Below are 11,549 nucleotides of genomic sequence, written 5' to 3'. Positions count from 1 at the left end.
TCCTGGGCGTATCTGCCGCTGGTCGCCGCGGTGGGGCGGGTGCCGGTGCCCGCGCCGGGGAGACCGTGCACCGCGGGGGCCTCCTGCAGCGTGCCGACGACCTCCTCCGGCCGGCCGCCCGCGGAGGGGAGCCCGAAGGTGCGCACCACCACCGTGCGGACGACCCGTCCGTCCTCCCGGACCACGCGCAGCAGCGACTCCGACGCGGTGCCCTCGGCTATCGCCAGGGCGACCGCCGCCGCCATGTCCACGTAGTCGGAGGCGTGGTAACGGGCCCGGGTCACCCCCGAATGGACCTTCTGCGGCTGGGGCGGAAGCCCTATCAGCCCGGCGCTCACGGCGTCGAGCTCCACCATGTCGGTGGCGCTGTCCCAGCGCCAGACGCCCGTGCCCAGCGCGGCCAGCACGTCCTCGATGCGCATTCGCATAGTTTATGGTTTTCCGCGGCTTTCATACGAATGGGGTCGGGCGCGCGTACCCCCGTAGACTGGGGAGGCCTCATCCCCGAAATCAGACGACTTGGATGAACGATGCATCGGTACCGGTCCCACACCTGCGGTGAGCTGCGCGCCACCGACGTAGACGCGGAAGTGCGCCTGAGTGGTTGGCTGCACAATCGCCGGGATCTGGGCGGCATCCTGTTCGTCGATCTCCGGGACCACTACGGGGTGGTCCAGCTCGTCGCCCGTCCGGGCTCGCCCGCGTACGAGGCCCTGAGCCACCAGTCCAAGGAGTCGGTGCTCCGCGTCGACGGACGCGTCGTCGCCCGTTCGGGGGAGAACGTCAACCCCGACCTGCCCACCGGCGAGGTCGAGGTCGAGGTCACCGAGCTGGAGGTGCTCGGCGCCGCCGACCAGCTGCCGTTCCCGGTCTTCCCGGAGGACAACGCGAACGAGGAGATGCGGCTCACCAACCGCTTCCTCGACCTGCGCCGCGCCCGCATGCACCGCAACATCATGCTGCGCACCCAGGTGATCAGCTTCCTGCGCCGCGAGATGACGGCGCTGGGCTTCAACGAGCTGGCCACCCCCATCCTCTCCGCGACCTCGCCCGAGGGCGCCCGCGACTTCCTCGTGCCCTCCCGCGTGCACCCCGGCACGTTCTACGCGCTGCCGCAGGCCCCGCAGCAGTTCAAGCAGCTGCTGATGATCGCGGGCTTCGACCGCTACTTCCAGATCGCGCCCTGCTTCCGCGACGAGGACAGCCGCGCCGACCGCTCGCCCGGCGAGTTCTACCAGCTCGACGTCGAGATGAGCTTCGTCGAGCAGGAGGACGTCTTCGGGGTCATCGAGAAGGTCATGACCGACCTCTTCGAGGAGTTCGGCGGCGGCCGCCACGTGACCTCGCCCTTCCCGCGGATCCCGTTCCGCGAGTCGATGGTCAAGTACGGCAACGACAAGCCGGACCTGCGCGCCCGCCTGGAGTTGGTCGACGTCTCGTCGGTCTTCGCGGACTCCGGCTTCAAGGCCTTCGCCGGCAAGCACGTCCGCGCCCTGCCGGTGCCGGACACCGCCGAGCAGCCGCGCAAGTTCTTCGACAACCTCGGCGACTACGCCGTCGAGCAGGGCGCCAAGGGCCTGGCCTGGGTCCGGGTCGGCGACGACCTCACCCTCACCGGCCCGATCGCCAAGTTCCTCACCGAGGACGACGTCAAGGCGCTGCTCGCCGCCGTCGACGCCAAGCCCGGCCACGCGGTCTTCTTCGGCGCGGGCGAGTTCGACGAGGTCTCCAAGATCATGGGCGCCGTCCGGGTCGAGGCCGCGAAGCGGGCCGGCCAGTTCGAGGAGGACGTCTTCCGCTTCTGCTGGATCGTCGACTTCCCGATGTTCGAGAAGAACGAGGACACCGGCCAGGTCGAGTTCTCCCACAACCCGTTCTCCATGCCGCAGGGCGGCCTGGAGGCGCTGGAGACCAAGGACCCGCTGGACATCCTCGCCTGGCAGTACGACATCGTCTGCAACGGTGTCGAGCTGTCCTCCGGCGCCATCCGGAACCACGAGCCCGCGATCATGTACAAGGCCTTCGAGATCGCCGGCTACGACCGCGACACCGTCGAGCACGAGTTCGGCGGCATGCTCCGCGCCTTCCACTTCGGCGCCCCGCCGCACGGCGGCATCGCCCCGGGCGTCGACCGCATGGTCATGCTGCTCGCGGACGAGCCCAACATCCGCGAGACCATCGCCTTCCCGCTCAACCAGAACGCCCAGGACCTCCTGATGGGCGCTCCGAGCACGGTCGACGAGGCGCGGCTGAAGGAGCTCCACCTCGCGCTGCGGCTGCCGCCGGAGAAGAAGGCCTGACGGCCCGCACCACGCCGTGACGCCGGAGGGCCCGGAACCGTACGGTTCCGGGCCCTCCGGCGTGCTCGGTCGGTACGGGCCCCTTCGTGCGTCCGCCGAAGGAGGCGGCGCGCGGCCGGACGCTCAGCCGTCCAGGGCGACGAGGGCGACCACCGGGTGGGCCGGGTCGCTGTCGTCGACGGCGACACCGCGGCTGTAGGCGCCGTGGTCCGCGCCGGCTGGCACGTGGTCGCCGGCGTAGCGGGCGTGCGTGAGGCCACCGGCGGCGCGGCGGCAGGGGTCGGCGGGGGGCTCGCCGACCCGCAGGGCCTGCACGTCGGGGCCGAGCGCGCCGAAGCCGGAGGCGGACAGGAACCGCTCCAGGCCTGTGGCGGTGGTGCGGAAGCTCAGTTCGAGGTCGTGCGCGCCGGACAGCCCGCCGCCCTGCGCGAGGTAGTGCACGTCCTGCGGGTCGTCGGGCAGTCGCAGGCCGAAGCGCCCGGCGGCCTCCGCCAGCGTGACGTTGCTGCCGCGGCACGCCCCGTCCCGGCCCGGGGCGGCACCGGAGCGGCGGTCGCCCGAGCCGGTCAGCGAGACCGCGAGGATCACCCCGGCCACCACCAGCACCAGGGTCAGGCCCACCGCCAGGATCAGCACCAGCGGGGACCTGTCCCTGACCGTGGTCGGCATCAGACCGCCTCCGGCTCCCCGCCGAAGCGCTCGCGGTAGGCGTCCAGGTCCTCCTCGGTGATCTTCGCGAAGAGCACCGGCGGGACGGTGAAGGCCGTCCCGGCCGGGACGGCGGCCAGCGCGCGGGCCTCCTCGGGGGCGACCCAGGCCGCGGTGTCGTCCGTCAGGGCGAAGGCACCGCGCATGGCGGCGGCCGTGGCCGGGATGAAGGGCTCGGAGACGACCGCGTAGAGGTGGATCAGGTTCATCGCGGTGCGCAGGGTCAGGGCGGCGCCGTCGGCGTCCGTCTTGATCTCCAGCCAGGGGGCCTTCTCCTCCAGGTAGGAGTTTCCGGCGCTCCACAGGGCGCGCAGCGCCTGCGCGGCCTTGCGGAACTGCAGGTCCTCCATGTGCCGCTCGTACTCGGCGAGGAGCTCGGCGATCTGCGCGCCCAGGCGCTCCTCGGCCTCCCCGGCCTCCCTGCCCGCGGGCACCTCGTCGCCGAAGCGCTTGCGGGAGAAGGACAGCACGCGGTTGACGAAGTTGCCGAGGGTGTCGGCGAGGTCCTTGTTGACCGAGGCCGCGAAGTGCTCCCAGGTGAAGGAGGTGTCGTCGGACTCCGGCGCGTTCGCGATCAGGAAGTAGCGCCAGTAGTCGGCGGGCAGGATCTCCAGGGCGGCGTCGGTGAAGATGCCGCGCCGCTGCGAGGTGGAGAACTTGCCGCCGTAGTAGGTCAGCCAGTTGAAGGCCTTGACGTAGTCGACCTTCTTCCACTTGTCGCGGGTGCCCAGCAGGGTCGCCGGGAACATCACCGTGTGGAAGGGGACGTTGTCCTTGGCCATGAACTCGGTGTAGCGCACGTCGGTGTCGACGTCGTACCACCAGGAGCGCCAGTCGCGGGTCTCGCCGTCGCCCGCGGCGTCCGACCACTCCTTGGTGGCGCCGATGTACTCGATCGGCGCGTCGAACCAGACGTAGAAGACCTTGCCCTCGGCCGCCAGGTCCGGCCAGGTGTCGGCCGGCACCGGCACGCCCCAGTCGAGGTCGCGGGTGATGGCGCGGTCCTGCAGGCCCTCGGTCAGCCACTTGCGGGCGATGGAGGAGGCGAGCGTCGGCCAGTCCTTGCCGTGCTCGTCGACCCAGGCCTCGACCTCGTGGGAGAGCTTGGACTGCAGCAGGAAGAGGTGCTTGGTCTCGCGGACCTCCAGCCGGCTGCTGCCGCTGATCGCGGAGCGCGGCTCGATCAGGTCGGTCGGGTCCAGCACACGGGTGCAGTTCTCGCACTGGTCGCCGCGTGCCTTGTCGTAGCCGCAGTGCGGGCAGGTGCCGACGATGTAGCGGTCGGGCAGGAAGCGCTCGTCGTCCAGGGAGTAGACCTGGCGGATGGCGCGCTCCTCGATGAAGCCGTTCTCCTTCAGCTCCCGCGCGATGGCCTGGGTGATCTCGCGGTTCTGCTGCGAGGAGCTGCGGCCGAAGTAGTCGAAGGAGAGCGCGAAGCCGTCGTAGACCGCCTTCTGCGCGTCGTGCTGCTGCGCGCAGAACGCGTCGACCGGCAGGCCGGCCTCCTGCGCTGCGAGCTCGGCCGGGGTGCCGTGCTCGTCGGTGGCGCAGATGTAGAGCACCTCGTGGCCGCGCTGGCGCAGGTACCGGGAGTAGACGTCGGCCGGGAGCATGGACCCCACCATGTTGCCCAGGTGCTTGATCCCGTTGATGTACGGAAGGGCGCTGGTGATGAGGTGTCGAGCCATTGCCGGCTGCTCCCAAGTCGCTACTGTGGGTGAGGATTTCCTCTACGGACCGTCAATATCGTATCCGACCGGGAAGGTCCACCCGTTCGCCCTTTCCGGCATGCGGACACGGCCGGGGCCGTGATCGGCTGGCCGGGTGGACGCGCCCCTTCTGCCGGCCTCCGCGCGACGGACGGCCGCGTGGTGCGGCGTCGTGCTGCTGGTGGCCGGTGTGGGCGCGCTCGTCGTCTGGCTGGTCGTCACCTTCGCGGCGGTCGTCACCCCCGTCCTGCTGGCCCTGCTGGGCAGCGCCCTGCTGGGCCCGCTGTACCGGCGGCTGCGGGCCGTCAAGGTGCAGCGGTCTGCGGCGGCGGCGCTGACCTGCGTGGCGCTGGTGGTCTTCGTCGCGGCCGCGGGGTTCGTGGTCGTCCACAGCCTGGTGGAGACCGGGGACGAGATCGTGGCCTCGCTCAAGGACGCGGCCCGGAAACTGCTGCCACGCCTGGGCGCGTCGGGGACCTCGCTGAACGACACCATCGACAGCCTCAAGTCCTTCGCCACCAAGTACGGCGCCCGCGCCGCCTCCGGGGTGGTGTCCGGCATCAGCATCGTGGGACAGCTCATCGCGACCGCCGTGCTGGCGCTGCTGCTGACCTTCTTCTTCCTGCGCGACGGCGCCCGGTTCCCCGTGCTGCTGCGCGAGGCCGCCCCGCGCGGCACCGGTCCCCTGCTGGAGCGGATCGCCCACCGCGCCTTCGCGGCGGTCCAGGGCTTCATGCGGGGCACGACGGTGATCGCGCTGATCGACGCCACGCTCATCGGCATCGGCCTGCTGATCCTGCGGGTGCCGGGGGCGCCGGGCTTGGCCGCGCTGGTCTTCATCGGCGCCTACATCCCGTACCTGGGGGCGTTCATCTCCGGCGCGGTGGCGGTGCTCGTCGCCCTCGCCGACCGGGGGTGGGTGATCGGCGTGTGGGCCCTGGGGGTGGTGCTGGCGGTGCAGGTGCTGGAGGGGCACGTACTGCAGCCGATCGTGCAGAGCCGCACGGTGCACATGCACCCCGCGCTGGTGCTGCTGGCGATCACCGCGGGGGCGAGCCTGGCGGGCATCCTCGGGATGCTGCTGGCGGTGCCGATCGCGGCCGCCGCCTTCGGGGCCCTGGACGAACTCCGGCGCCATGAGCCGGACGTTCCTCCAGAAGTCGAAGGCCCTCCGTCACATCCGACCGGATAGGGGTTGTTTTTATTACCCGCGGGTAGCATCATTACCGACTGGTAAGTGATAAAGCTGCGAGGACTGCGAACCCTTCCCGCCGTCCGACCGACCCCGACGGAGCCGTCGCCATGGGCCACTACAAGTCAAACCTTCGCGACATCGAGTTCAACCTCTTCGAGGTCCTCGGACGCGACAAGCTGTACGGGACCGGCCCGTTCGCCGAGATGGACGTCGAGACCGCCAAGGACATCCTGTCCGAGGTCGCACGCCTCGCGGAGAACGAGCTCGCCGACTCCTTCGCCGACGCCGACCGCAACCCGCCGGTCTTCGACCCGGAGACCAACACCGCCCCCGTGCCGGACTCCTTCAAGAAGAGCTACAAGACCTTCATGGACTCCGAGTACTGGCGCCTGGGCCTGCCGGAGGGCATCGGCGGCACCACCGCCCCGCCGTCCCTGATCTGGTCGTACGCGGAGCTGATCCTCGGCTCCAACCCGGCGATATGGATGTACTCCTCCGGCCCGGCCTTCGCCCGCATCCTCTTCGAGGAGGGCAACGAGGTCCAGAAGAAGATCGCCGGGATCGCGGTCGAGAAGACCTGGGGCTCCACGATGGTCCTCACCGAGCCGGACGCAGGATCGGACGTGGGCGCCGGCCGCACGAAGGCCGTCGAGCAGGAGGACGGCTCCTGGCACATCGAGGGCGTGAAGCGCTTCATCACCTCCGGCGAGCACGACATGGAGGAGAACATCCTCCACTACGTCCTCGCCCGCCCCGAGGGCGCCGGCCCCGGCACCAAGGGCCTGTCCCTCTTCCTCGTCCCGAAGTACCTCTTCGACTTCGAGACCGGCGAGCTGGGCGAGCGCAACGGCGTCTACGCCACGAACGTCGAGCACAAGATGGGCCTGAAGGCCTCCAACACCTGCGAGATGACCTTCGGCGACCAGCACCCCGCCAAGGGCTGGCTCATCGGCGACAAGCACGACGGCATCCGCCAGATGTTCCGCATCATCGAGTTCGCCCGCATGATGGTCGGCACGAAGGCGATCTCCACCCTCTCCACCGGCTACCTCAACGCGCTGGAGTACGCCAAGGAGCGCGTGCAGGGCCCGGACCTCGCGCAGTTCATGGACAAGAGCGCGCCCAAGGTCACCATCACCCACCACCCCGACGTGCGCCGCTCCCTGCTGACGCAGAAGGCCTACGCCGAGGGCATGCGCGCCCTGGTCCTCCACACCGCCTCCGTCCAGGACGCGATCGCCGTCGCCGAGGCGGCCGGCGAGGAGGCCAAGGCCCTCGAGGCGCTCAACGACCTGCTCCTGCCGATCGTCAAGGGCTACGGCTCCGAGAAGGGCTACGAGCAGCTCGCCCAGTCCCTGCAGATCTTCGGCGGCTCCGGCTTCCTGCAGGAGTACCCGATCGAGCAGTACATCCGCGACGCCAAGATCGACACCCTCTACGAGGGCACCACGGCGATCCAGGGCCAGGACTACTTCTTCCGGAAGATCGTCCGCAACCAGGGCGCCGCGCTGACCACCCTCTCCGAGGAGATCAAGAAGTTCCTCGCCGAGGCCACCGGTGGCGACGAGCTGGCCGCCGCCCGCGAGCAGCTCGCCAAGGCCGCCGTGGACCTGGAGGCCATCGTCGGCAAGATGCTCACCGACCTCGCCGCCACCGAGCAGGACGTGAAGTCCATCTACAAGGTGGGCCTGAACACCACCCGCCTGCTGCTCGCCTCCGGCGACGTCGTCGTCGGCTACCTGCTGCTCAAGGGCGCCGCCGTCGCCGCCGGGAAGCTGGCCGCCGGCGCCTCCGCCAAGGACACCGCCTTCTACACCGGCAAGATCGCCGCCGCGAAGCACTTCGCCGCCGAAATCCTGCCGCAGGTCTCCGTCGCGCGGTCCGTCGCCGACGGCGTCACCCTCGACGTCATGGACCTGCCGGAAGAGGCGTTCTGACCCGGTCCTGACCGGTTCCGGCCGGGACCGATACGGCAACGACGGCCCGCTCCTCCCACGAGGAGCGGGCCGTCGCGCCTCCTTATGCTTGAAGCATGAACCCTCAGCCCCACTTCGGCCGCGGCCACACCGACGACCTCGCAGCCTTCCTCACCGCCAGCCCGTCCCAGTACCACGCGGTCGCGAGCGCCGCCGAGCGCCTGGAGAAGGCCGGATTCCAGCAGGTGGCCGAGACCGAGGCGTGGGGCGCCGGGGCGGGCGGCAAGTACGTGCTGCGGGGTGGCGCGATCATCGCCTGGTACGTGCCCGAGGGGGCCGGACCCGCCACCCCCTACCGGGTGGTCGGCACCCACACCGACTCCACCAACCTGCGCGTCAAGCCCCGTCCCGACTCGGGCTCCTTCGGGTGGCGCCAGATCGCCGTCGAGATCTACGGCGGCGCCCTACTCAACACCTGGCTCGACCGCGACCTGGGCCTGTCCGGCCGGCTGGTGCTGCGCGACGGCACGACGACGCTGGTCCACGTCGACCGGCCGCTGCTGCGGGTGCCGCAGCTCGCCGTCCACCTCGACCGCGCCGTCAACACCGAGGGCCTCAAGCTCGACAAGCAGCGCCACATGCAGCCCGTCTGGGGCCTCGGCGAGGTCGACGAGGGCGCCCTGATCGCGTTCCTCGCGGAGGAGAGCGGCGTGGCCGCCGCCGACGTCGTCGGCTGGGACCTGATGACCCACGACGTCCAGCCGCCCGCCTACCTCGGCCGCGACCGCGAGTTCCTGGCCGCGGGCCGGCTCGACAACCTGCTCTCCGTGCACGCCGGCACCGCCGCCCTGGCGGCCGTCGCCGGGGCCGACCTGCCGTACATCCCCGTGCTGGCCGCCTTCGACCACGAGGAGACCGGCAGCGAGTCCGACACCGGCGCCGTCGGCCCGCTGCTCGGCAACGTCCTGGAGCGCTCCGTCTTCGCCCGCGGCGGCAGCTACGAGGACCGCGCCCGCGCCTTCGCCGGCACCGTGTGCGCCTCCTCCGACACCGGCCACGCCGTCCACCCCAACTACGCGGAGAAGCACGACCCGACGCACCGCCCGATGCCCAACGGCGGCCCGATCCTCAAGGTCAACGTCAGCCAGCGCTACGCCACCGACGGCACCGGCCGCGGCATCTTCGCCGCCGCCTGCGAGCGGGCCGGCGTGCCCTGGCAGGCCTTCGTCTCCAACAACGCCATGCCCTGCGGCACCACCATCGGCCCCATCACCGCCGCCCGGCACGGCATCACGACCGTGGACGTCGGCGTGCCGATCCTCTCGATGCACTCCGCGCGCGAACTGTGCGGCGCCGACGACCCGTACCTGCTGGCCAGCGCCCTGAAGGCGTTCCTGGAGGGCTGATCCGCGGCCCCGCCGGTGAAGTCCGCCCGCCGGGAGCGGACTTCACCGGCGGGGACCGGTCATGAGACGTCCGCCCCGGGGTACACGGGTTCTACGAGTCCGTAGTGCCAACCCAGTTCGGAGGCGGACATCATGGGCATCGGCGGTTGCATCGGTCTGATCGCGGTGGGGGCCATCCTCACCTTCGCGACCGACTGGCACATGGCGGGGGTCAACCTTGACCTGGTCGGACTGATCATGATGGCGGTCGGCGTCATCGGCCTGGCCGCGTACGTCAGCATCTTCAAGAAGCGCCGGGTCGTGGAACCGATGCCGGTGATGGACGAGCGCGCCCGCAACTACCCGCACGTGTGACGGACGTGCGGGGGCGTCAGGCGTCCATCCCCGCGAGCACCAGGGCGAGCCGGGTGTCCCCCTCGGCCGTCAGCCGGACGGGGACACCCCAGTCCTGCTGGTGCACGTGGCAGGCCGGGAACTCGTTGTCCGGGTCGTCGTCGCACGACGCGGCCATCGCCGACACGTGGAGCACCCCCTCGCCGACGTCCCCGTTCAGGACGACGTCCCGGAAGAGGTCCGTGCCCTTGCCGGCCCCCTCCAGCAGCAGCTCCGGCGGCGTCGCGCTGACCAGCAGCCGCGTCGAGGGGCCGTAGCGCTCGTCGAGCTTCTGGCCGGCCGGGGCGGAGAACACCACGTCCAGCCGCAGCGGCCCCGGCGCCACGTCCGTCGCGGGCCGCTGCGTACGGTGCGCCGCACCCTCGACCCGCGCCGCCTCCTCCGGCAGGCGCAGCCGCGTCAGCCGGTGACGGGCGGACTCCACCACCACGATCTCCGCGCCGTCCACCACCGCGCCCGACGGCTCCCGCAGGTCCGTCGCGAGCGTGCCGACCTCACCGGTCGCCGGATCGAAGCGGCGCAGCGCGTGGTTGTACGTGTCGCTGACCGCGACCGACCCGTCCGGCAGCGCGGTCACCCCCAGCGGATGCTGCAGCAGCGCCTGCTCCGCGGCACCGTCCCGGTGACCGAAGTCGAACAGCCCCGTGCCGACGGCGGTGCGCACCACGTACCCCGCGCCGTCACCGGCCCGCTCCACCCAGCGCAGCGCGCTCGTCTCGGAGTCCGCGACCCACAGCCGCTCGCCGGCCGCCGCCAGGCCCGACGGCTGCGCGAACCACGCCTGCTCCGCCGGCCCGTCGACCAGCCCCTCGTTCGTCGTCCCGGCCGCCACGGCGACCGTCCCGTCCGCCGGGTCGTACGTCCACAGCTGGTGGACGCCCGCCATGGCGATCCACACCTTGCCGTCCCACCACGCCACGTCCCACGGCGAGGACAGGTCGGTCCCCAGCGCCGGGCCCGAGGTCGCCGACCCCTGCCACCACTGCCTCCCGGTGCCGGCCACCGTCTCCAGGGCCCCGCCCGCCGGGTCGAACGTCCGCAGCCGGTGGTTCACGGTGTCCGCGACGACCACCGTGCCGTCCGGCAGCAGCGTCAGCCCCTGCGGCTCGCTCAAGTCCCCCGGCCCGCCGATCCGCCGCACGACGGTCTCCCCGTCCGGCTCCATCTCCACCAGCTGGTGCCGGGTCGAGTCCGACACCAGCAGGTTCCCCGACGGCAGCCGCAGCGCCTTCCCCGGGAACCGCAGGTCCGTCGCCACCGGCTCCGGCGGCACGTACGGCCCGTCCCCGCGGCGCAGCGTCCCCTTCGCCGCGTGCTCCGCCTCCAGCTCGGTGACCAGCGCCTCCAGCGCGTGGGCGTGCCCCTCCCCGGAGTGCTGGGCCACGACGTAGCCCTCCGGGTCGATCACGGTCAGCGTCGGCCACGCCCGCACGGCGTACTGCTTCCAGGTGGCCAGCTCCGGATCGTCCAGCACCGGGTGGTGCACCCCGTAGCGCTCCACGGCGTCCACGACCGACTGGTGTTCCGCCTCGTGCACGAACTTCGGCGAGTGGACGCCGACGATCACCACGGTGTCGCGGTGCTTCTCCTCCAGCTCGCGCAGCTCGTCGAGGACGTGCAGGCAGTTGATGCAGCAGAAGGTCCAGAAATCGAGGATCACGATCGATCCCCGCAGGTCGGAAAGATCCAGCTGCTTGCCGCCGGTGTTGAGCCAGCCGCCCTTCCCGACCAGCTCGGGGGCACGGACACGGGCACGGCGGGGCTTGGGGGAGGAGGCGGAGGCCGAATCGTTCATGCTGCAAGGGTGCCACCCCGCGCGAGGGGCGATCACGGCCGTGGGCCCGGTACAACCTTTTCCCGTGGTGGACCGTCTCTCCTGTACCGACCGTCCCTCGTGCCACGGCACGACCAGGGGCACCGCA

The 11,549-nt window shown here is 71.2% G+C and carries 8 protein-coding genes and 1 pseudogene; 5 read left to right on the top strand and 4 right to left on the bottom strand.

Annotated elements, in window-relative coordinates; translation table 11 throughout:
• Positions 1-422, bottom strand: a pseudogene (locus tag PV350_RS16300) (phosphatase); the annotation flags it as partial.
• 108 nt (positions 423-530) lie between these two features.
• Between PV350_RS16300 and aspS the strand changes: the two are divergent.
• Positions 531-2,300 carry an aspartate--tRNA ligase family protein gene (gene aspS, locus PV350_RS16295; protein ID WP_499512819.1) on the top strand — a complete coding sequence of 590 codons (1,770 nt, stop codon included), beginning with the start codon at positions 531-533 and terminating at the stop codon, positions 2,298-2,300.
• A 123-nt stretch (positions 2,301-2,423) separates the two neighbouring features.
• On the opposite strand, the gene PV350_RS16290 is transcribed toward aspS, so the two are convergent.
• Positions 2,424-2,969 (bottom strand): hypothetical protein, encoded by a 546-nt coding sequence (locus tag PV350_RS16290; protein ID WP_499512820.1) that lies wholly within the window; start codon positions 2,967-2,969, stop codon positions 2,424-2,426.
• Positions 2,969-4,696: a methionine--tRNA ligase gene (gene metG, locus PV350_RS16285; protein WP_500334481.1), complete on the bottom strand. Its 1,728-nt coding sequence runs from the start codon at positions 4,694-4,696 to the stop codon at positions 2,969-2,971. Before metG ends, PV350_RS16290 begins: the two co-directional genes overlap by 1 nt.
• 136 nt (positions 4,697-4,832) lie before the next feature.
• On the opposite strand from metG, the gene PV350_RS16280 reads away from it, so the two are divergent.
• The 4 genes from PV350_RS16280 to PV350_RS16265 all read left to right on the top strand — a co-directional run bounded on the left by PV350_RS16280 (position 4,833) and on the right by PV350_RS16265 (position 9,588).
• Positions 4,833-5,909, top strand: coding sequence for an AI-2E family transporter (locus tag PV350_RS16280; protein ID WP_500334479.1), 1,077 nt, complete (start codon positions 4,833-4,835; stop codon positions 5,907-5,909).
• Between the two features lie 110 nt (positions 5,910-6,019).
• Positions 6,020-7,849, top strand: coding sequence for an acyl-CoA dehydrogenase (locus tag PV350_RS16275; protein WP_499512823.1), 1,830 nt, complete (start codon positions 6,020-6,022; stop codon positions 7,847-7,849).
• Between the two features lie 95 nt (positions 7,850-7,944).
• Complete coding sequence (locus PV350_RS16270; RefSeq protein WP_500334477.1) at positions 7,945-9,234, top strand: M18 family aminopeptidase; 1,290 nt, start codon at positions 7,945-7,947, stop codon at positions 9,232-9,234.
• A gap of 132 nt (positions 9,235-9,366) precedes the next feature.
• Positions 9,367-9,588 (top strand): hypothetical protein, encoded by a 222-nt coding sequence (locus PV350_RS16265; RefSeq protein ID WP_499512825.1) that lies wholly within the window; start codon positions 9,367-9,369, stop codon positions 9,586-9,588.
• A 16-nt stretch (positions 9,589-9,604) separates the two neighbouring features.
• On the opposite strand, the gene PV350_RS16260 is transcribed toward PV350_RS16265, so the two are convergent.
• Entirely contained in the window at positions 9,605-11,422 is a 1,818-nt protein-coding gene (locus PV350_RS16260) for an NHL domain-containing thioredoxin family protein (protein ID WP_500334475.1), read from the bottom strand.
• Between the last annotated feature and the right edge of the window lie 127 nt (positions 11,423-11,549).

Source organism: Streptomyces sp. PA03-6a, from assembly GCF_033792765.1.
Classification (GTDB): domain Bacteria; phylum Actinomycetota; class Actinomycetes; order Streptomycetales; family Streptomycetaceae; genus Actinacidiphila.
The sequence above is the reverse complement of the archived record's forward strand: the minus strand, read 5'-3'. Positions and strand labels throughout refer to the sequence as shown.